We start from the raw sequence: 21,769 nt of genomic DNA, 5'->3' as shown, positions 1-21,769 counted from the left end.
CCAGGTTGAGTTCCTGATTGTGGCTGAGCGCTGCGCGCCGTCGCATCCGTCATAACGCCTCCAGCCGCGCGCGCAGCTCGGTCGCCCGCGCGCGTAAGGCATCGCGCTCGTCGGTGTCCATCTTGGCGAGCTGCCGATACACCATCGCTAAGCGCGGGTTGCGGCCGAACACCTCGATGTGGCGCGCGAAAAAATCCCAGTACAACGCGTTGTAAGGGCAAGCGCGCTCTCCGACACGCTGCTTGCTGTCGTAGTGGCAGCCCTTGCAGTAATCGCTCATGCGCGACAGGTAAGCAGCACTGCTGACATACGGCTTGGTGGCAATACGCCCGCCGTCTGCCCACTGGCTCATGCCGACCGTATTCGGCAGCTCCACCCATTCGAACGCATCGATATACACACCGAGATACCAGCGGTGCACCTCGCCAGGTGAGAGTCCTGCCAGCAGGGCAAAGTTGCCGATCACCATGAGACGTTGAATGTGATGGGCGTGGGCGGTTTGCAGCGACTGGCCAATCGCCAATTGCAGGCAGCGCATCTGGGTCTTTCCGCTCCAGAACCATGATGGCAGCGGCGCATCATGGTTCAGCACGTTGCACGACGCGTATCCGGGCATCTGCGCCCAATAGATGCCGCGTACATATTCCCTCCAGCCCAGAATCTGACGGATGAACCCCTCCACTGCAGGCAACGGGGCCTTGCCATGCCGATACGCTGCCTCTGCCCGGTCGATCACCTCGCGCGGATTCAGCATCTTCACGTTGAGTGAGAAAGACAGCAGCGAGTGGAATAGCCGCTGGTGGCTGCTACTCATGGCGTCTTCAAAATCGCCAAAGTGCGGCAGCGTCTGTTCGATAAATGCGTCAAGGCAAACCAGCGCTTCCGTGCGGTTCACAGGCCACCGAAACTCACTGGCCTGCGGGTCGCCGAACGATTTCACGCCGCTGCGTTCCACCGTGCGCCACAACGCTTGGTGGTCATGCACGGGGCGCGCGTCGGCAGGTTCGGGGGGCGTGCCGCGCCACGGCTTCCGATTGTCATGATCGAAATTCCATTGCCCGCTTTCCGGTCCACCTGTGTCGTCGAGCAGCACGTTGAAGCGGCGACGCATCTCCCGATAGAACCGCTCCATCAGCCACTGTTTGCGGCCTGCAAACATGGCGGCCAGATCATGCCGGCTCGTGAGGAAGTGTTCGGTGTCGACTTCGCACGTGGATAGCGACTGCGCTTGCGCCCATTCGCGCAACTGTGCATCCACGCGCCACTCGTCCGGGGATTGCCACTCCACCCGCTCGGCGCCGTAGTGTCCGGCCAGCGCGGCGAGATTCTCGGTCAGGGACTGGCGGTTGCTTTCATCGTCGATCGCCACATAGCGCACGCGGTGGCCACCTGCTCGCAGACAGCGTGCAAAGTCGCGCATGGCTGCAAAGATGGCGAGAATCTTTTGCGCGTGATGCAGCACGTAGTCGGTTTCCTGCCGCACCTCCATCAGCACGTAAACCACGTCATCGTCCACCTGCGCAAACCACGAATGCCGCGGATTGAGCTGATCGCCCAGCACCAGCCGGAGCGTCTTCGCACGCTGGTTCATGTCACTGTTCTCGGGAACATGGCGCCACGGTCTTGCGCCTCGTACTCGCCCTTGGTGTGGTGCATGCGCCCTCGCTGCTACTGAGACGGGTCCTGCCGCTCATGGGGCACGGAGATCAGCGCGGACGTATCAATGCCGAGCGCACGCGCACGCGCGAAGATCGCCTCACGCTGTGCGGGGTCGAGATGCTTGTCTCGTGCCAGCACCCAGCAGTAGCTGCGGTCAGGCCCGACAACCAGGGCCCAGCGATAAGCTGGATCAAGCGCCGCCACGTGATAGCCGCCGTAGAACGGGCCGAAGAATGACACCTTCAGCGAACCGGTATCGTGCTCGCCCACGAACAGCGCTTTGCCCACGGCCTCGCGCCATTCGCCCTTGGCAGGATCAAAGCCACGATTGACCACGCGAACGCTGCCATCGGGTTGCGGCTGGTACGTGGCCGAGACATCGGTCAAGCCTCGCTCGAACGAATGATCGAGCCTGGCCTGCTCGTACCAGCGCCCCTGATAGCGTTGAAGATCAAACGGCGTGACGGCCGTGATGCCTTCGGGCGGGCTCGTCGGCGCACAGCCCGCCAGGAATGCCCCTGCGAGCAACGGTGTCAGCCAGTGCAGGCGCGCACGCACCGCGCGCAATGCAGCGACCCGCAGAACAACGCCGCTCCGCTTGAACACGCCTTCACCGTGCAGCCTTACGCGCTTCGCGAATTGAAATGCAGTTGTGAACACATCTGCCATCCAAGTCCCCTTAGAGTGAATGCCGCTCCTTGCGACATGAAACGCTGCACAACGCAGCGCGTCAACGGAATGCAGCAGAATAAGCGGCTCATTTCCGCCAATGAACATGGTTTGAGTTGGCATATCCGCTTCCGTCGCCTCAACCCAAGTGTTGCTCAGCGGTGTCAATCGTGAGCAGGTTTTGCATCAAGAAAACTTTGTGCCAGCGTTTCCGCGTCACGCGCTCCGTCAGTAGACTTTGGAAGCGGACACTTCACCGCTTGACCTACACGTACGCACGCACTCGCGATATGCCTGCTCAACGCATTCACGCCGTCCGAGCCCTGATCCTCACGCTTTGCACGCTTATGAGCGTTGGAGCGTGGGCGGACTGCCGCGACACGGTGCCCGCCCCGCAACTCTCCGGCAAGGGTGCGCTGTGCCTTTTCGGGTTCTGCCTCTACGATGCGCAGCTATGGAGCGCAGAACTCCCACCCAGCTATGACGCGCCCTTTGCCTTGGAGGTGACGTATCGGCGTGCGATCGAACGCAGCCGCCTCATCGAGACCGCCATCGATGAAATTCGCAGGCTCCAGGCGCCCGTTCCATCCGACGGCACCCTCGCGCAATGGCAGCGCGCAATGACCCCCGCTTTCCCTGACGTCAAGCCGGGCGACACCTTGTGCGGCGTGTATCTGCCCGGACGCGGTGCACGCTTCTATGCCAATGGGCAACTGACGACCGAGGTGGACGATCCCGCCTTTGCGCGTGCCTTCTTCGATATCTGGCTGGCACCCGGCACGCGCGCCCCGTCTCTGCGTCGTCATCTCCTGGGCAAGTCACGTTGATGCGCGTACGGCTAGTTGGCATCTCCCGGCGACTGGAAGCCCGGTTGCCCGATCTGGCTCGGCACTTGCGGCACACGCCGGAAACGCGAAATGTCATAACCCATCTCGTCGAAACGGCTCAATGCTGCGCGATAGTCGGCATCACTCATGTTGGGGTCGCGCGAGAATACCCAGCCGAGGCTCTTGTCTGGATAGCCGAGCAGGGTCACCCGGTATTCCGGGTCGACATACAGCGTCAGCTGCGAGACGTAGATGGGCCAGAACAACCGCACGCGCCACTCGCCGCCACCGCTGCCGTCCACCACCGAATCGACGAACTGCATGCGTTTGAACGGCGCTTCGAAACTGCCTGGCCGGTAAACGTAGGCATCGTCAATACGGCCATCGGGCCGCAGGGACCATTCGGCATAGCTGCCGACATTGCCGCGCTCACCAAAGTACGGAATGTTGGCGATGACATACCAGCGCCCCATGTAGCGCGGCAGATCAACCGGTACGGTCTTCAGCGGCACGGCAGCCCGCGGGTTGGGATTCGGGGGTGGGCTGGAGCAGGCAGCGCTGGCGATGGCAAGCGTGACCACCGCCAAACGACGTGCCCAACCTGACAGGGTGAGCCAACGGTGGCCTTTTCGATGCGTTCTCATCGTGCTCTCCTCTATACGGTAGCCGGACAAGCCGGCTGGTTTGTCTGCGTGCTCAGTGCCGCGCGCGATGCCGCGTGGGTCGGCATCGTTTTTGTCGCCGTATTGCTCGCGCTTCACCTGCGGCAGGCCCGCCAGCCGTACCAGGAATGGCGGCTGGTGGTGTGGGTCGTGGTGCTCGCCGCGCCGTGGGAAACCCTGCTGATACGCACCGGGCTCATCGTCTATCCGCACGGGGCCGCGTTGGCCGGGTTCGTACCGCCCTGGCTGCTGGCGCTGTGGGTACTGTTCGCGATCCAAGTGAATGTCCTCTTTCGTTGGCTGCGCGGCAGGTGGTGGCTGGCGATGGTGCTGGGGGCCATTGCCGGCCCGCTGTCGTTTCGCGCGGGGGCAGCGCTTGGGGCGGCGCACATTCCCGGTATGGCCGCCACGCTGGGCGTGCTGGCCGTCGGTTGGGCGATATGGATGCCGCTATTGGTATGGATGGGCGAGCGCAGCGACGGAACAGGCATCCCGCGCTGACTGCTGCCGCCCTTCCTAGCGCTTGACGAACCGGTAATGCGCCACGCCCCACTCGTTGCCGCCGGCATAGCCGAACAAGCTCGACACCGCCAGATAGAACATGCGCCACCGCTGAAACCACACGGCGCCCTGGCGCTCGCCATACGTCTGCACGAACACCGGCATCAACCTTCCACGGGCAGCGTCAAGGTTGGCCAGCCAATGGTCCGCCGTGCGCGCGTAGTGCATGCCGCCGACCCACCAGTGACGCGCCACACGCAGGTCGTCTTGGAACTCCAGCAGCAACGCCTCTGATGGCATGGTGCCGCCGGTGAAGAAGTACTTCGACATCCAGTCGGTGCCGTCCTGCACCTGAAAGTGATACGCCAGCGTGCGATGCGCAAAGATGTGCACGAACAGCACCGCATCCGGGCGCATCCAGCGCGCGATCTTGCTCAGCAACAGGCCGTAGTTTTTCATGTGTTCGAACATTTCGATCGATACCACGCGGTCAAAGCGGCCGCCCTCGGGCATCTCTGCAAATTCGAAATCGACGATGTTTCCCGTGTGCACGCTGAGGTTCGTCAGCCCGCGCTCGGCCGCCCGGGCCTCGATCCAGCTACGCTGACCGCGCGAATTCGACAACGCCACAATGCGTGCGTTTGGATAGCGCTTGGCCATCCATAGCGACAGCGATCCCCAGCCGCAGCCCAGGTCCAGAATGCACTGGCCGTCGGCCAGGCCGGCGCGTTCGGCATAGCAGGCAAACATGGCTTCTTCTGCCTCGGCCAGCGTTTCATTGCCGCTTGGGTATAGCGCGCAGGAATACTTCAACTGCGGCCCGAGATGGGCCTCGAAGAATGCGGGCGGCAATTCATAGTGCTGCGTATTGGCCGCGTCGGTCTCAATCGCAATGGGACTGGCGTGCAACTCATCGAGCAACGCATTGAAGCGCCGTGAACGCAGCTCGCCGTCATCAAGGCCTTCGTCTTGCAGCCGCTGGCGCATGAGGGCACGCATGCCGGCACGCACCAGCGCATCCGGTAGCCATCCGCGCTCGCAGCATTGGATGAGCCAGCCATCACTGGCATCGGCCGCGGCCTGCGGCGGTAGGGTCGGCGTGGACAGCGCAGTCATGTCGGGGCTCCTTGGATCTGTATGTCTGTACATCAGTGGCGCGGCGGCCAGGGGATCAGCACGCTCGTTGTGCGGGTGTATTCGGCATAGTCGTCGCGCGTGGCATGCATATGGGCTTCGAGCATGGGAACGCCCGAGACCTTCACGAGCAGCCACGCCATGGCCACCGGCGGCAGCAGCGTGAGCCATGCCCACGGCGAGCCTATCGCCAGCGGCACGTAGGCCAGCCAGTGCACGCATTCAAAGAAATAGTTCGGGTGCCGCGAATAACGCCACAGCCCCACCCGACAGGTCTTGCCCCGGTTGACCGAGTCTGCCGCAAAGCTGCGCAGTTGCCTGTCGGCCAGAGCCTCGCCCGTCACCGCCATCAGCCACAGGGCCACAGCGGCCGCCATGGCAAGGGCACTCGGTGAATCCGCCCGATAGCTCGGCACGGCAAACGCGATCGACAGAAACATCGATACGGCCGCCTGCAACTGGAAGAAGCCAAACATGTTTCGCGCTGCAGAGGCGCCCCACTCCTCGCGCAACTTGCGATAGCGCGCGTCTTCGGGCTTGCCGGCATTGCGCCGCCACAAGTGCCCGCCAAGGCGCGCGCCCCACACTGCGCCTCCTACGCCGACCAACACACGCGCGAGCAACGACCCCGCACCCAACCACGCGTAAAGCAATGCCACCATGCCCAGCGATAACGCCCAGACCGGGTCGACCATGCCGGCGTTCCCACTGCGCAACTGCCACGCCCATACGGCGCTGAACACCGCCACCAGAAACACCAGCACAATGAGTGCGACGCCAACCGCGGGCATGGTCACCCCCGCTCCAGCAGAAACTGCGACACACCGATCCGGCCCTCGTCAAAGCCGGCCTCGCAATAGGCGAAGTACAGGCGCCAGATGCGGATGAACGGCTCGTCGAATCCGAGTGCGCGCACAGCATCGAGCCGGGCTTCGAAACGCTGGCTCCAGCGGCGCAGTGTCTCTGCGTAGTCGCGCCCGAAGTCAAGGCGCTCGAGCACACGCAAGCCGTGCTGCTCAGCGAGTTTGATAAAGCGCTCGCGGCTGGGCAGCATGCCGCCCGGGAAGATGAACTGCTGGATGAAATCGGTGCCGGCGCGGTAGCGCTCGAAATGCGCCTCGTCGATGGTGATGCTCTGCACCAGGGCGCGCCCCCCATGGCGCAGGCATCGCACTAGCATCTGAAAGTAGGTCGACCAGTAAGCCTCGCCCACCGCCTCGAACATCTCGATGGAAGCGATGGCGTCGTATGCCCCGTCCAGATCCCGGTAGTCGCGCAGTTCAACGCGGGCCCGGGCTTCGCCAGCCAAGCGGTCGGCCGCGTAGCGGCGCTGTTCTTCCGAGAGCGTGATGCCGTGCACATGCGCACCGCGAGCGCAAGCCATCTCCATCAGGCCGCCCCACCCGCAACCGATCTCCAGCACATCCATGCCGGGCCCCACCCTGAGCAGATCGCACACGCGCCGGTACTTGGCGGCCTGCGCGTCTGCCAGGCCTTGCCGCAGGTTGCCGTTGAACCAGGCAGACGAATACGCCATGCCTTCGTCCAGCCACAGCCGATAGAAATCGTTACCGAGGTCGTAATGCAAGTGGATGTTTCGGCGGCTGCCGCGGCGGCTGTTCCGGCGCAGCAGGTGGCGCAAACGAAGGACGGAACGCGCCAGCGCATGTCCGAAGATCGCCTGGTCCAGCGTGGCAGCATTGACAATGGCCAGTCGCAGCAGATTTGGCAGGTTGCCCGTGTCGATCCATCCGTCGCGATACGCCTCGGCAAAACCCACATCGCCGCTGCGCAGGATGCGCCCGCAGGCGCGCCAGTCGGCGATGCGCAGATCGGCCACCAGCGGCGACGCGGCATCGCCGATCTGCATATCGCCATCGGGCGTGACAAGGTGAAGGCGGCCGTGTCGCAGCCGCCCGGCCAGCGCCACGAACAGCCGGCCGGCCGCGGGAACATGAGGCGGCACCCAGGCCAGGGAGCGCAAGGCTGTCATCGGGAATTCTCCGGAGAAGTTCTGTTGTGGGCATGACGGCCAAAGAACGGCACGCCCTTGAGCCACAAGCGCAGGGCTTGCCAATGGATGCGGCCGATGACCTGCATCGCAAGCAACGGCTGCCGCAGCAGCGCGCGGCGCAAGTGAGCGGCATCAAACGGCTGCAGTCGTCCGCCGATGGCGGTATGCAGCAACAGGCCGTCTTGGTCGTGATAGTCGATGCGCACCAGCGCCGTTGCCGCCGTCTCGGTAAAGCGGAACCGATAACCGCCCTCGACCCTGCAGAAGGGCGAGACATGCAACTGCTTGCGGCACGTCAGCACGGTCTGTGCGCCGATGGCCCCGCCGTCCTGCGCGCACAGCAGGTAGCTATGGTGCTGCCCGAAGGTGTTGTTCACCTCGGCCAATACCGCGCGCAGCGTGCCGCCCGCATCGTGGCAATACCAGAACGAGACGGGGTTGAACATCCAGCCGGCAATGCGCGGAAAAGTCTGCAACCAGACCTCGCCATCGGCAGGCAAACCCGCGCTGCCCAGCACGCCATGTATCCAGGTGAGCAGGTCCGTGCCGTCTCGCGGGCCATAGTCACGCATGCGCAACGACAGCGGCCGCAAGCAGTCCACGCCAAACCACGCGCCCGTCAGGCGCCCCAGCGCCGAGAGCTTCACGCGCACGGCAAACACCGGGTAGACAAAGCGATGAGCCACCGGCCGCAGGCGGCGGTGCACGACCTGGCCGACGAGAAGCTGCGCGTCGCCATTCATGGCGCCACCTGTGCCCAGGCGGGAGCGCAACCAAAATCCGCCACCACGCGCAGGGCGGATTTCAACCCGTCTTCGTGGAACCCGTATCCCGTCCAGGCGCCCGCAAACCAGGTGTGGCCGCGGCCTTGCAGCGCCGGCAAACGAGCCTGCGCGTCGATGGCGGGTTGATCGAATACCGGATGCTCATATTCGAAGCGCTGATACTCCAGCTCGGGCGCGGGCGGATCGGACGGATTCAAGGTCACGACCACCGGCGTCGACACCGGCAACGGTTGCAACTGGTTCAGCAGATAGCTGACGCACGGCGCCGCGCCCGTTGTGCCCGCCCGCGAGGCATCGAGATAATTCCACGCCGACCACACGCGCCGCCGACGCGGCAGCAGACGCGTATCGCGGTGCAGGAAGGCCGTGTTTGGCTGATAGCGGAATGCGCCCAGCACGGCGCGCTCGTCGTCCGTGGCATCGTCGAGCAGACGCAGCGTCTGGGGCGCGTGCGTGGCGAGCACCACGGCGTCAAAGCGCTCGCTGCCTGAATCGGTCCGCACGTCGACATGGTCTGCTGCGCGGCGGATGCCTCGCACGGGCGTGCCGACGCGTACGTCTGCCAGCCCGCGCGCAATCGCGTGGACATAGCTGCGTGCCCCGCCTTTGACGGTGCGCCAACGCGGCCGGTTGAAGACCTGCAGCAAGCCGTGGTTCAGACAAAACCGCAGGAAGGTTTCCGCGGGGAACGCCAGAATGTCCCGGCTGGGCGTGGACCAGATTGCCGCCGCCATTGGCAACAGATAGTGCGCACAGAACGGCTCGCCATAGCGGCCGGCGGCGAGCAGCGCGCCCAGGCTGTGGCGCTCATCGCGCGCTACCGCCAGGTTGGCGTGCGCTTGCCGGTTGAAGCGCAGGATGTCGCCCAACATCGACAGGAACCGTGCCGACACCAGGTTGCGCGGCTGCGCAAAGACGGTGCTCAGGCTGGTGCCGGCCCATTCCAGCGCGCCGCCGTCCACCGATACGCTGAACGACATGTCGCTCTCGCAATGTGCGACGTCAAGCTCGTCGAACAGCGCGATCAGGTTCGGATACGTGCGCGCGTTGAATACGAGAAAGCCGGTGTCGACGCCGAAGACCTGACCGCCCTCCTCGATGTCGACCGTATTGGTATGTCCGCCAAGCCGTGGCGCAGCCTCGAACAGCGTCACGTCGTGCCGCTTCGCAAGGAAATGCGCGGCCGCCAGCCCCGAGATGCCCGAGCCGACCACGGCGATGCGCTTTGCAGGAAACTGAAGAATGTTCAAGGCGATGTCTCTTTGGGTGACTGGACACTCATCCGCCGTGGCGGCCGGGCAGCAGCGCAAGAAATTCGCGCCGCAAGCTCGGATCGGTCAGGAACGCGCCGCGCATCACGCTGCTCACCATGCGCGACCCGTCGTCTTTCGTGCCGCGCCAGTGCATGCAGTAGTGCTCCGCTTCCAGCACGACGGCCAGCCCGTCGGGCGCCATGCGGTCTTCCAGCAGATCGGCGATCTGCTTGATGGCTTCTTCCTGGATCTGCGGACGGCTCATGACCCAGTCGATCAGCCGGGCGTACTTGGATAGCCCAATCAATTGGGAGTCCTGGCGCGGCATGACACCCACCCACACACGGCCCATGACGGGACACAGGTGGTGCGAGCAGGCGCTGCGCACACGCAGCGGCCCCACCACCATGAGTTCGTTGAGCCGCTCCGCATTCGGAAACGCCGTCACTTCGGGCGCTTGGACATAGCGCCCGGCAAACACCTCGCGCACGAACATCTTGGCCACGCGGCGCGCAGTTTCCCGGCTGTTGTGGTCTTGCTCGACATCGATGACCAGCGCGCGCAGCACGGCCTGCAGGCGCTCCTCCACCTCGGCCTGGAGCAGATCGAGTTCGCCGTCGCGCAGGTAGGCGGCGATGTTGTCATTGGCGTGAAAGCGGTGGCCGGCGCTCATCAACCGCTCCCGAATCCGGACAGAAAGCGGCACGCTGCCAGCCGCCCCGGCAAACCCGGGCGGATCCAAAGTCAGTTTCATTGAAGTTGCCTCCGAAAAGTCGGCGGTGCTCCCACCGCCCATGCCGCCTTAGGCGAGCTGACAGCGAGATGGATGGGCGCGTTCGCTACCTATACGCAGCTAACTCGCAGGTGGATTCAGCGTCTCGGCCCGAATGGCGAATTCCATCGCGTCTTCGAGCATCAACCGCGCGCGGTTGGCGACGTCCCCAAGATGGCGGTGCAGTTGTTCATCGAGCGCCGACCGCACCGCGCAGCCGTCGCTGAAACGCTCGAACGCGTCGAGCTGGCGGATCAGCCCGACAAGATGCCGTGGGCACTCGCAGGCAATCGTCTGCGATGCGTTGGCGAAGATTTCCAGCTGGCGATCCGAAAACCGACGCGCATTGCGCCGCAACGGTTCGAGCTTTCCGTAGACCGCGTCGACGCGCACGAGCTGGGCGAGTTCTTGCAGGACCTGGTCGAGTTCACCTTGCGCGTTGGGCTCCCGATACAGCCGCACGCCGGCCGCGCGCAGCATGTCGGTGGCGCGAACCGTGCCAAAGCTGTAAATCACGCCCACGGCGCTGGCACCGGAACGGCGCGTTGCCGCCAATAGGGCTTCCGCCGTCTCCGGATGCAGGGATGCGGCCTCCACGATCAGTGCGTCTGCGTGCGGAAGCTGCTCAAGGGGGGTCTCACCGTCGAGTGCAGGCAGCGCGATGACAGGCTCGATCCCCAGCGATGCAAGCGTGGTCTTTCTGCGCCGGACGCGCTCCGCCAGCAACGCACCACAGACCGCAAGCGAAATTGCCTCGGTGGATGGCACTGGCGCCGGCGTTTCGGAAGCCTGAGAGGTTTCCAGCAACTGCTGGAGTTCTGTGCTGTCGGCATGCGCAATGGCGCCAATCGCATGCCCCTGGTTGACAAGCGAGCGCAGCAACGCGAGGCGCTTGACGTCCTCGCTCGAATACAACCGCTGGCCGGACTCCGACTTGGTGGGCGAAATCACGCCATAGCGCTGCTCCCAAACACGGAGCGTGGATACAGGCATCTTCGCCATGCGGGCGGCCGTTCCGCTTCGGTACATCGGGGCTGCGTTGTCTTCGTGTGGCACGTGCGTCTCCATACAAGAGCTGCTTTGCTGACATGAAACGCTGTGCCGCCAACATCGTCAATGAAATGAAGCGCAAAACGCGCTCTCCGCACCTCCATGAGTCGGAATTGAGTCGCTATTCCCAGAAACGCCGCCAAGTTGCTAGGCCACCACATCGGCACACCAAAACTGCGCTCCCGCCGAACCGTTGCGGCGGGAGCCGTCCTCACGGCTGCTATTACGAAGCGCGTGCCGTCAGCCACTGGTTCGGTTGCAGCGGGGCGCCGACAATCCGCATCTCTCCAAGGCTGCCGAAGAACCCATTGCCCATGCTGCCGCCGTACTGCGCACAGCCGATCGCCATCTGCTGCGTGCTCGCCACGTAGCGGATGCCGTCCATCCCGCTGTTGTTGCGCAGGATGGGAGCGCCTTCCACATACATCGTCGTGCTGCCCTTCCCGTCATTGACGATGGCAACGTGCAGCCACTGCCCCGCCGAGACACCGCCCGACCAGCACGCCAGGTTCTCGGTGTTGTCGGTCGGGATGACCTCCCACTGGAACTCCATCAGGTTGGAAAACGCAAACATCGCCATCGTGTCGCCCTGGTCGACATCGCCTGGCCACGACACGCCCGTGGCTGCGCTGCGTGCGCCAAGCCGGTAAAGAATGCCCATCCAGGCATTGTTCTGCGCGGTCCAGGCCGAATCGATTTTGACGAACGCCTCGATGGTGTAGCCGTTGGCAAACGTTTGTACGTTCAGCGGCGAAGTGGAGTCGGTTGTGAAATACGAAGACCTCGTCTGGCTGGCGTTCTTGAACTGCAGGCTGCCCGGCGCGGAAGACAGCGGATGATGATCTTTCGACCAGACCAGATCGCCTGGCTGGCCGCCCATCCACGTGTTGAGCGAGATGGGGTTCGCGCCCGCCGTGGCATCGCCCGGCACGGATGCGTCCTTAATCTGGAAGCCCGGCTGATACGGAGACAGCGCCTCGCCTTCGGCAGCGGCCGTGTTGTAGAAGCGCCAGTGCGCCAGCGTGTTTGGCACCACCGGGTAGTCGTTCGGCCCGGACGCCGGCTTGCCCGCATCCTGCGGCGGGTTGTGATAGTTCGCGAGGATCAGACCCTTGGCGACGTCGGTCAGGCTGCTCGACACGGAGCCTGCCGCCGCCTTGAAGGTGGGATTGAAACCAGCAAAGCGCTTGGCAAAATCGATGTCGATCGAGAAGTTCTGGTTATCCGCCGTCAGCCATGCCGTATCGAACTGATTCAGGCTCGCTTCGGGCTTGACCGGCACCCATGGCGAGAATGAACTGGCGATGATCTTGTTGTTCGTCAGATCGAATTCGTACAAGCGCATCAGGCCATTGCCGCCCATATACGCCATCTGATAATCGACGACCATGAAGATGACGTCGTTGCCAGCGGCGTTCTTCTTCGTCATCTTGCATGAGCCGTGATAGTGACCCGACACGGCCATGAAAATCTGGTCGTTGTTCTTGATCAGCTTGTCCCACAGGTAATTCGAATACGCCGTATCGGCCGCCGTAACAGCGTCAGGGCCAATGCCCGCAAGCTGGTGGCAAATCAGGATGACCGGAATGCCTGGGTTCTTTGCAATGACCGAATTCGCCCACGCAATCGCATAGTCCGAAGCGCGCCACGACATCGACAGCACCAGGAACTGATTCCCTTCCGCTTTGAACACGTGGTACTCGTGAAAGCCGGACCCGTGGCGCCCGCCGAAGGTGGACTGCTGTTGGGCGCGCGCGGTCGGGAACACCTTCAGGAAAGGCTCCACCAAGCCTTGCCGGTGGCTGCCGCCGTCCTGGTATCCGTCGGTGTTATCGAAGCCGGAGACGCCAACGCCCCAGTCCGGCCCCCATTGCATCGACGAGCCGATAGCGCCGACATCGTGGTTGCCCGCGCAAATCGAATAGTTGCAGTTGGCCTTTTCCAGCACCTGCATTGCCTGGCTGGCCAATTCCCACTCTTTAGTCACCGTGCCGTTGCTGAGTTGGCTGTTGCTGAGCAGATCGGTACTCGTGCTCCACGGCGCCGAACCTTCAGAGGTGTAATACCAGGACTGGTCGACAATATCGCCAAGGTGTGTGGTAAATGCCAGTTTCAGCGCCTTTGCATTTTGGGCAATCCATTGCGTCTGCGCCTTGAATGGATTATCGAATTGCGGATTGATGGTCGGGTAATTCTTTTGATACAACTCGCCCATTTTTGCGGATGCATAGCGCGGATAAAATTGCGTATCCGGCAAGGCTGCCAGCGTAAATGACGACACCAGCTTTGGCGTAATCGTACCGGCGCCCGGATCCCCTGCCCCTGGCGACGCGCCCGCGCCCGGCGGCGTGGAACCCGCTGAGGTATCCGACGAATCCCCGCCACCGCACCCGCTCAGCACACCCGACAGGCCGACCGCCGTCGAAGCCAGCATCATGCGCAGCAATTGCCTGCGCTTCAACTCAGGAACAGCGGCCAAATCATCCAGCGTCAACTGCTGTTGACCCACCCGACTTTTCATTGACATGGTTCTCTCCGTTACGTTTTAGGCTACCCAGAAGGCAAAGCGATTGCCGTCGCAACTCGCAGGGTTGGTCCAACGCTCGAAGGGAAATGAAAGTGATGCTTGAAAAGCCGCAATTCTCATCGACACAGATCAACCTCACTGAGCATCCCGAGACGGAACATTCTCAAAAACACTCAAATAGCGAATGCGTTCGATGCTGTTTTTATTGCCAGCGATTCATGAAATGAATCGGTCACATCGATTGGCATCCGCATGGTAGGAATGCTGTGTGACAGGGGCATTTCTTTAAGCCATGCATATTCAATCGCGGTTGGATCGAATCGCAGTTCGATATCCAGAAACAGAGCACCTGTTTGATACTGTGTGGGAAGGCCCAATACCGCGCTGCCATGCGCGGCGCCGGCTCACAGCTGCACCCGCAGCGGGTGACAGATGGACGATCCGTGGTCGCCCCAGGCATGCCTGCAGGGGGCCATCGAGCCCAATGCGACACCGCGCCGAGCCGGGTACATAGCTGCCGCCGGCCTGCGTACCCCCGCTGGAGGGGATCGGGAAAACCCGCCCTTGATCTCTAATATATCAATCAATAAATTCTGATATATCAAAAGACGTGCCCGGATTCGGCAGCCTCCTGCCGGGTCGACACGTCAGACAAAAAACAGACGAGGAGACCCAATGACAGCGCCCTTCCGTAACCGGCGGCGGCAGGCATCTGATGCCCACGCCCCGCGCAATCCGTCGCGACGTGCCTTTCTGAGTTATGGGGGTGCCGTCGTCGGCGGAGCGCTGGTGAGCGCCTGTGGCGGCGGTTCCGACGACGCCCCAGCACCGGTCGCCACCACGCCCACGGCACCCGTGCAGGCAGACCCGATCTGGGGCACGAACGGCCTGGCCACCAGCATCATTTCGTCGTTGAAGGGCGTGGCGCAGAGTGCATTCCCGGCTGTCGATTTTCAGGTCGAGGCGTATGGCGCACAGCCGTGCAGCGTTGTCGCACAAATCAGCCCCTACACCGATCCGACCAAATCGCCGATCAGCTCAGGCGCCGGAGCAACGCAGGCGCCTGGCGCATTCGACTCGCGCCCCGCTTTCCTGGCAGCCATTGCGGCATGCAACGCGGCAGGTGGCGGGCGCGTGGTGGTGCCGTCGGGCACGTGGTATTGCGCCGGGCCGATCGTGCTCCAGAGCAACGTCAACTTTCACCTGAGCGCCAACTGCACGATCTACTTCAGCGCCAATCCGGCGGACTACGCCAAGGATGGCCCCATCGATTGCGGCACCAACGGCAAGCTCTACTACAGCCGCTGGCAGGCCGACGATTGCCTGAATTTCGGCTCGCCCATCTACGCACGCAACGCCAGCAACATCGCGCTGACGGGCGAAGGGGCGACTTCGGTCCTCAACGGGCAGGCCATGACACCGTTTGCCGGCACGGGCAACACCAGCACGTGCTGGTGGACCTTCAAGGGCAGCAACGGCGCCTATGGCTGCGCCAGCTCGAGCACGCCGTCGCAGGCTTACAGCAACCCGAACAACGTCGACCTGCAGACCGTGGTACCGGGCATTCCGAGCGCGCTGTACACGCTGCTCACCAATCCGGCGACACCCTGGCAGCAAGACCAGAATTACCTGCCAGCGCTGTCCGAAGCCGGCGTGCCGGTGGAGAAGCGCATTTTCGGGCTCGGTCACTACCTGCGCCCCAGCATGGTGGAGTTCATCGGCTGCACCAACGTGCTGATGGAGAACTACCGTACGGTCAACACGCCGTTCTGGCAGCACCATCCGGTGCACTGCACGAACGTGGTCATCCGTGGCGTAACCGTCGACAGCATCGGCCCCAACAACGACGGCTTCGATCCCGATGCCTGCAGCAATGTGCTGTGCGAAAACGTCACGTTCAACACGGGCGACGACTGCATCGCCATCAAATCGGGCAAGAACCTCGACACCGGCTACGGCCCGGCGCAAGACCACGTCATCCAGAACTGCACGATGAACAGCGGCCACGGCGGCATCACGCTGGGCAGCGAGATGGGTGGTGGCGTGCAGAACATCTATGCGCGCAACCTGGCGATGCTCAATCAATTCTGGGCAACGAACTCGCTGAACATCGCCATCCGCATCAAGACGAACATGAACCGTGGCGGGTTCGTGAAGAATTTCTATGTCACCAACGTCAGCCTGCCCAACGGGGTGAACCTCACGGGTGCGGGCTACGGCAGCAAGATGCTGGCGGGCAGCCCAATCAACAGCACGGTGCCGCTGGGCGTGGTGACGGCGGTCGCGGCAAACCCGTCCGCTTCGCAAGGCGGCCTCATCACGTTCGACTGCGACTACCAGCCTGCAGCCGATGCCATCCGCACGCGGCCGGCCCTCGTGCAGAACGTGAACATCTCCAACGTAACCGCCGGCAACGTCACCATTGGCAGCCTGACGGGCTCGTGCTTCCAGGCCATCGTTGCGCAGGGCCCCGTGGCGTTCGACTACAACGGCGCGCTGCCTGTGCCCACCGTTCCGCCCATCACTGGCGTGACGATCTCGAACTGCAACTTCGGAACGCCCACGGCGGCAGGCCCGGCAAACGCCACCACGCCGGGGCCGATCTACGCCTACAACGTGCACGACATCACGCTGCAGAACGTGGTGATCGGAGGACAGACTTTCAACACCACCGTAACCGACGCCCGCTGAGCAACCCGCCTCCTTCGCGCTCGGCTGGTTCGGCTGGCCGGCGCCCTTTTTATTCCGACCCTGCTGCCCACACATCCATCATGAACCGCCCTACCGCCATCGCTCGATCGTCCCTGCTGTTCGCCGCATTGCTGGCCGCCTTCGCAAGCGGCGCCGCGCAAGCGCGCACTTTCCGTGTTGCCGATGTCCACGGCGACACCTACCCCACCAACATGGCCGTCAAGTTCATGGGGGAAGAAATCAAAAAGGCGACCGACGGGAAAGACTCCGTCAAGGTGTTCGGCAACAGCGCACTCGGCTCGGAGAAGGACACCATCGACCAGGTGCGCATCGGTGCCATCGACATGGTGCGTGCCAATGGCGCAGCCTTCAACGAGATCGTTCCGGAATCGGTCATCCCCTCGCTGCCCTTCCTGTTCCGCGACATCGACCACTTCCGCAAGGTGATGTACGGTCCGGTCGGCCAGAAGATTCTCGATTCGTTTGCCGCCAAGGGCTTCGTCGCCCTGACGTTCTACGAGAGCGGCGCGCGGTCGATCTACGCCAAGAAGGCCATCCACACGCCGGCCGACATGAAGGGCGTGAAGATCCGCGTGCAGCCGTCGGACCTGATGGTCGACGAGATCAAGGCCATGGGCGGCACGCCCACGCCGATGCCTTTCAGCGAGGTCTACACCGGCCTGAAGACGGGCCTGGTGGATGCGGCGGAAAACAACATCCCGTCGTATGAAGAAACCAAGCACTTTGAAGTCGCGCAGATCTACTCCGAAACGCAGCATGCGATGACGCCGGAAGTGCTGGTGTTCTCCAAGAAGATCTGGGACACGCTCACGCCGCAGGAGCAAGCCGCCATCCGCAAGGCTGCTGCCGACTCCGTGCCGTACTACGTCAAGCTCTGGACCGCGCGTGAGCAAGCCGCCACGGCAACCGTGACCAAAGGCAACGCCACCATCGTGCCGGCCTCACAGGTTGATCGCGCCGCCTTCGTCAAGGCCATGCAGCCGCTCTGGACGAAGTACGAAACGACGCCGCAGATGAAGGACATCGTCAACGCGATCGTGGCCACCAAGTAAGCCTGCATCACCGCTCAAGCGCTGGGCCGGCGCCTTTCCCGCAGGCCCGTGCACCGGGCAGGCTACCGATGTACGCCGTTGATACACCGGCCCCGCCTGCCCACCTCCGATACCGCGTTCCCCTCCAGGTTCAGCATGCAATCGATGTCTTTACTCAAACGCATCAACGATGCGTTTGCGCTCGTGCTCACGCTTGTGGCGGCGTCATGCCTGGCCACGCTGACCGTGCTTGTCTTCTACGGCGTGATCATGCGCTACGTCTTCAACAACGCGCCGGATTTTGTGGAACCCATCGCGCTACTCATGGTGGTGGCCATTGCCATGTTCGGGGCTGCGCTGAAGGTGCGCGAAGGCGGCCATATCGGCCTGGATTCCTTTGTTGAACGCCTGCCCACGGGCGGCAAGCGCGCCGCACACGTGCTGCAGAAGCTGTGCCTGATCGCCTTTGCCGTGGTGATCTTCATCGGCTGCTTCGACATGGCCGAAACCACGTTCGGTGACCGCATTCCCATCCTCGGCCTGCCTGAAGCCGTCCGCTACTGGATTCCTATCGTGGCCAGTGTCGCCATCGCCCTGTTCGCTCTCGAACGCCTGATCGGGCTGTTCGCGCAAGACGCAAGTTAAGTCACTATGGATCTCGCCATTCTCTCCGTCAGTTTTCTGGCGTTTCTTCTGCTGGGCGTACCGGTTTCGTTCGCGCTCGGCCTGTCATGCGTGCTGACGTATCTGCACGAAGGCCTGCCGGCGGCCACCGCCATGCAGTCGATGATCTCGGGCATGAACGCGTTCTCGTTCCTGGCCGTACCGTTCTTCATCCTGTCAGGCGAGCTGATGCTGCACGGCGGCATTGCAGACCGCATCCTGCGCTTCGCGCAAACACTGGTGGGGCACTTTCGCGGTGGCCTGGGCATGGCCAACGTGGTCGCCTGCACGCTGTTCGGCGGTGTCTCGGGCTCGCCCACTGCCGACACGTCAGCCATGGGCGGTGTGGTGATTCCGCTGATGAAGCGCGAAGGCTACAGCGCGGCCTACGCCGTGAACGTGACCACACATGCCTCACTGGCCGGCGCGCTCATGCCGACTTCCACCAACATGATCATCTACGCCTTTGCGGCGCAAGGCATCGTGGGCTCGCTCAACGGCCAACAGGTGAGCGGCGTGTCGATTGGCGACCTGCTGTTCTCGGGGCTGCTGCCGGTGCTGTGGGTCATGGGCTTCGTGCTGATCGCCGCCTACTGGCAAGCCAAGCGCTACGGTTTCCCGCGCCGCGCCGATGGCTCAACCGAGCTGCCGCCCTTCCCTGGCTGGTTTGCCGTCGCACGTGCCTTTGTGGGCGCAGTACCGGGCCTGATGGTGATCGCACTGATTCTGGTGTGCGTGGCCATGGGCATTGCCACCGCCACCGAAGCCGCCGCCATCGCAGTCGCCTATTCGCTGTGCCTGACGGTGCTCGTCTATCGCTCCATGACGTGGACCAAGTTTCGCCGCGCGCTGGCCCACGCCGCCAAGACCACCGGCGTGGTGCTGCTGCTGATTGCCGTGTCGAACATGCTGCGCTTCCAGATGGCCTACCTGGAGATTCCGGACGCCATCGAGCAGATGCTCACGCAGACCAGCGCCGCACCGTGGCTGATGCTGCTCTACATCAACATCCTGCAGGTGTTCCTTGGCACGTTCGTCGACATGGCGGCGCACATCCTGATCACCACGCCGTTGTTCCTGCCCATGGCCATGCATTGCGGCGTCGGCCCGGTGCAGTTCGGGATCATGCTGCTGCTCAACTGCTCGCTGGGCCTGGTGCATCCGCCCATCGGCTCGGTGCAGTTTGTCGGCTGCGCCATCGGCGAGGTCTCCATCGGCGAGACCACCAAGATCGCCTGGCCTTATTACCTCGCCATCTTCACTGCCATCAACGTGGTGACTTACATGCCGTTCTTCTCGACCTGGCTGCCGAGCGTGATCAACGGGCACCCGGTGTATTGAGCCCCCAAGCGAATAACCAACATGCAGCCACGGCTGCGACATCAAGGAAGGAGTCATCATGAAGAGCCAAGTAGCAATCGCGGCAGCGATCGCGCTCACGGGGGGCATCGCCGGATCGGCGTATGCACAGAGCAGCGTCACGCTGTACGGCAACATCGACGTGTCGGTCGGGTATCAGAGTAACCAGACCTCGGTTGGCTCCACGTCGAACGGCCATTCGGTCGTCAAGCAAAACAGCGGCATCTGGTCGGGCAGCCGCTTTGGCTTCAAGGGCAACGAAGACCTGGGCGGCGGCAACAGCGCGCAGTTCGTGCTCGAAGAAGGCTTTAACGGCGACACGGGCTCGCAATCGGTCTCGGGGTTGATGTTCAATCGCCAGGCCTTCGTGGGCCTGGCCAACCGCGACCTGGGCACCGTCACGCTGGGCCGTCAGTACACGGCGTACTTCTCGATCCTGGCCCCATACAGCCCGATCAACTGGCTGACCGGCTTCTACGGTGCACACCCGGGCGATATCGACTCGCTCGACACCAACTACCGCGTCAACAACTCCGTGGTCTACATGTCGCCCACGCTGGGCGGCGTGACCTTCAGCGGCTCGTACGGCATGGGCGAAACGCCGGGCAGCGTGGGCAACGGTTCCACCTGGAGCTTTGCCGCACGTTATGCCAATGGCCCGGTCGGCGTGGGGGCGGGCTTCATGCGCGTGAACAACTCGGCAGTGGGCGGCGGTGCCTGGGGCGCGAATTCGTCGCTGTCCAACGGCGGCAGCGAACCGGCCGTATCGGCCATCAACGCCGGCTATCAACTGGCGGCGGCGCAACAGCGCTTTGCCGTGCTGGGTTCGTACACCTTCTCGCCCGCATGGGACGTATCGGTGTCGTACTCCAACGTGCAGTACATCCCGGGCGTGAACTCCAAGTTCGCCAGCGAGGCGATCTTCAATACCGGCGGCGCCGTGCTGCACTACAAGGCCACCCCGACGCTCGACCTGGCAGCCGGCTATTCGTACACGCGCGCCACCAAGGCCAACGGCATTGCGGACGCGGCTACGTATCACCAGTTCAACCTGTCGCAGTACTACAGCCTCTCGAAACGCACGGGCCTGTACGTTCTGGAGGCGTATCAGAAAGCAAAGGGTAAGACGATCTCGCCCACGGGCAGCATCATCGATGCCACGGCGTCCATCGGCGATGGCCAGAACGGTGCGCCGTCGGCAACCGGGTCGCAGCTGACCGTGGCCGTCGGCATGATTCACCGGTTCTGACCGGGTTGATCACCGGACACGGCGTGCCGTTTAGGCGCTGTGCCCCGGGGTTCACCTCAGTTCAAGTGCGCGGAGTTTGCCGCTATCATGGTGCCCGCGCTGCCCTTGGTCTCTGACCGCATCGACACCTCAGGCTGCGCCGTTGCGATCCCTTCCACTTCCCCCCGAACTCGTTGCGAGCTGTATGACTTCGCGCCCTTTCCCCTCGCCCGCTGAGGACGAGGCCACCATGACCGCCGCCCGACGCGTGTATCTGAAACTGCGTGAGCGGATTGTCGAGATGGAACTGCTACCCGGAACGCGCATCGTCGAGAAGGATCTCGCAGAAGAATTCGGTACCAGCCGCACCCCCGTTCACGAGGCCGTTCAGCGGTTGGCAGAGGAAGGACTGATCGACGTCCAGGCCCGCGTCGGGACGTTCGTGTCGCGCATTCCGCTCAACACGCTGGAAGAAGCCATGCTCGTGCGCGGCGCGCTGGAAGTCGCCATCATCGAGAAGGCAGCCGAGCGCATGACGCCCGAAGGCATCCAGAAGCTGAACGTCGTGCTGGAGCGGCAGGCGCAATGCGTGCGCGAGAGCAACCGGCGCGGCTTCTTCCGCACCGACGAAGCCTTTCACGCCACGCTGGCCGAGCTGTCGGGCTACCCCGGCGTCTGGCAGATCATCCTGGAAGTCAAAACGCAGATCGACCGCTACCGGCTGCTGACCCTCCCGCTGGAAGGCCGCATGACCGAGGTCCTGGCCGAGCACCGCGCGGTGATCGACGCCCTCGCGTCCAACAATCCGAAACGCGCCGTGCGCGCCATGCGTGAGCACCTGGATCACGTGCTGCCAGTGCTGGAAATTACGCGGCGACTGCGCCCCGAATACTTCACCGTCTAAGCAGATTCGGGCGAGGGAC

General features: G+C 63.2%; 19 protein-coding genes. 8 read left to right on the top strand and 11 right to left on the bottom strand.

The genetic code is table 11. From position 1 onward, the window contains the following. Positions 1-49: 49 nt before the first annotated feature. Both BM136_RS07455 and BM136_RS07450 read right to left on the bottom strand, forming a co-directional pair. Complete coding sequence (locus BM136_RS07455) at positions 50-1,591, bottom strand: cryptochrome/photolyase family protein (RefSeq protein WP_092971235.1); 1,542 nt, start codon at positions 1,589-1,591, stop codon at positions 50-52. Between the two features lie 77 nt (positions 1,592-1,668). Next, complete coding sequence (locus BM136_RS07450; protein ID WP_092971234.1) at positions 1,669-2,328, bottom strand: lipocalin family protein; 660 nt, start codon at positions 2,326-2,328, stop codon at positions 1,669-1,671. Positions 2,329-2,618: 290 nt separating this feature from the next. Here BM136_RS07450 and BM136_RS07445 point away from each other — a divergent pair, with 290 nt between their 5' ends. Continuing rightward, positions 2,619-3,155: a chalcone isomerase family protein gene (locus tag BM136_RS07445; protein ID WP_254775633.1), complete on the top strand. Its 537-nt coding sequence runs from the start codon at positions 2,619-2,621 to the stop codon at positions 3,153-3,155. 11 nt (positions 3,156-3,166) lie between these two features. Here BM136_RS07445 and BM136_RS07440 read toward each other — a convergent pair whose 3' ends face one another. After that, positions 3,167-3,799 (bottom strand): lipocalin family protein, encoded by a 633-nt coding sequence (locus tag BM136_RS07440; RefSeq protein WP_175537099.1) that lies wholly within the window; start codon positions 3,797-3,799, stop codon positions 3,167-3,169. Here BM136_RS07440 and BM136_RS07435 point away from each other — a divergent pair. Further along, positions 3,788-4,318, top strand: a complete 531-nt coding sequence (locus tag BM136_RS07435) for a DUF2878 domain-containing protein (RefSeq protein ID WP_092971365.1) — start codon at positions 3,788-3,790, stop codon at positions 4,316-4,318. The genes BM136_RS07440 and BM136_RS07435 overlap by 12 nt on opposite strands. A gap of 15 nt (positions 4,319-4,333) precedes the next feature. Here the strand turns inward: BM136_RS07435 and BM136_RS07430 are convergent, their stop codons facing one another. From BM136_RS07430 to BM136_RS07395, 8 genes are all read right to left on the bottom strand, one after another. After that, entirely contained in the window at positions 4,334-5,434 is a 1,101-nt protein-coding gene (locus tag BM136_RS07430; RefSeq protein WP_092971232.1) for an SAM-dependent methyltransferase, read from the bottom strand. A 32-nt stretch (positions 5,435-5,466) separates the two neighbouring features. Next, positions 5,467-6,243: a DUF1295 domain-containing protein gene (locus tag BM136_RS07425; RefSeq protein ID WP_092971231.1), complete on the bottom strand. Its 777-nt coding sequence runs from the start codon at positions 6,241-6,243 to the stop codon at positions 5,467-5,469. Between the two features lie 2 nt (positions 6,244-6,245). Continuing rightward, positions 6,246-7,445: an SAM-dependent methyltransferase gene (locus BM136_RS07420; RefSeq protein WP_092971230.1), complete on the bottom strand. Its 1,200-nt coding sequence runs from the start codon at positions 7,443-7,445 to the stop codon at positions 6,246-6,248. After that, positions 7,442-8,209 (bottom strand): DUF1365 domain-containing protein, encoded by a 768-nt coding sequence (locus BM136_RS07415; RefSeq protein ID WP_092971229.1) that lies wholly within the window; start codon positions 8,207-8,209, stop codon positions 7,442-7,444. Before BM136_RS07415 ends, BM136_RS07420 begins: the two co-directional genes overlap by 4 nt. After that, positions 8,206-9,501 (bottom strand): NAD(P)/FAD-dependent oxidoreductase, encoded by a 1,296-nt coding sequence (locus BM136_RS07410; protein ID WP_092971228.1) that lies wholly within the window; start codon positions 9,499-9,501, stop codon positions 8,206-8,208. The genes BM136_RS07415 and BM136_RS07410 overlap by 4 nt, the downstream gene beginning before the upstream one ends. A 28-nt stretch (positions 9,502-9,529) precedes the next feature. Continuing rightward, on the bottom strand, positions 9,530-10,258 hold the full coding sequence (folE, locus tag BM136_RS07405; RefSeq protein WP_092971227.1) for a GTP cyclohydrolase I: 729 nt from the start codon (positions 10,256-10,258) through the stop codon (positions 9,530-9,532). A gap of 99 nt (positions 10,259-10,357) precedes the next feature. Then, positions 10,358-11,332 (bottom strand): MerR family transcriptional regulator, encoded by a 975-nt coding sequence (locus BM136_RS07400; protein WP_254775632.1) that lies wholly within the window; start codon positions 11,330-11,332, stop codon positions 10,358-10,360. A gap of 217 nt (positions 11,333-11,549) precedes the next feature. Further along, entirely contained in the window at positions 11,550-13,853 is a 2,304-nt protein-coding gene (locus BM136_RS07395) for a LamG-like jellyroll fold domain-containing protein (RefSeq protein ID WP_254775631.1), read from the bottom strand. A 675-nt stretch (positions 13,854-14,528) separates the two neighbouring features. Here BM136_RS07395 and BM136_RS07390 point away from each other — a divergent pair. The 6 genes from BM136_RS07390 (at position 14,529) to BM136_RS07365 (ending at position 21,750) form a co-directional block, all read left to right on the top strand. Continuing rightward, positions 14,529-16,544: a glycoside hydrolase family 28 protein gene (locus tag BM136_RS07390; RefSeq protein WP_092971225.1), complete on the top strand. Its 2,016-nt coding sequence runs from the start codon at positions 14,529-14,531 to the stop codon at positions 16,542-16,544. Positions 16,545-16,624: 80 nt separating this feature from the next. Further along, complete coding sequence (locus BM136_RS07385) at positions 16,625-17,617, top strand: TRAP transporter substrate-binding protein (RefSeq protein WP_092971224.1); 993 nt, start codon at positions 16,625-16,627, stop codon at positions 17,615-17,617. Positions 17,618-17,752: 135 nt separating this feature from the next. Further along, on the top strand, positions 17,753-18,241 hold the full coding sequence (locus BM136_RS07380; RefSeq protein WP_092971223.1) for a TRAP transporter small permease: 489 nt from the start codon (positions 17,753-17,755) through the stop codon (positions 18,239-18,241). Between the two features lie 6 nt (positions 18,242-18,247). Then, positions 18,248-19,600: a TRAP transporter large permease gene (locus BM136_RS07375; protein WP_045203352.1), complete on the top strand. Its 1,353-nt coding sequence runs from the start codon at positions 18,248-18,250 to the stop codon at positions 19,598-19,600. 58 nt (positions 19,601-19,658) lie between these two features. Continuing rightward, positions 19,659-20,867, top strand: a complete 1,209-nt coding sequence (locus tag BM136_RS07370; protein WP_092971222.1) for a porin — start codon at positions 19,659-19,661, stop codon at positions 20,865-20,867. A gap of 229 nt (positions 20,868-21,096) precedes the next feature. Further along, positions 21,097-21,750, top strand: a complete 654-nt coding sequence (locus tag BM136_RS07365; protein WP_092971221.1) for a GntR family transcriptional regulator — start codon at positions 21,097-21,099, stop codon at positions 21,748-21,750. Positions 21,751-21,769 lie beyond the last annotated feature (19 nt).

Source organism: Ralstonia sp. NFACC01 (assembly GCF_900115545.1).
Classification (GTDB): Bacteria; Pseudomonadota; Gammaproteobacteria; order Burkholderiales; family Burkholderiaceae; genus Ralstonia; species Ralstonia mojiangensis.
The sequence above is the reverse complement of the archived record's forward strand: the minus strand, read 5'-3'. Positions and strand labels throughout refer to the sequence as shown.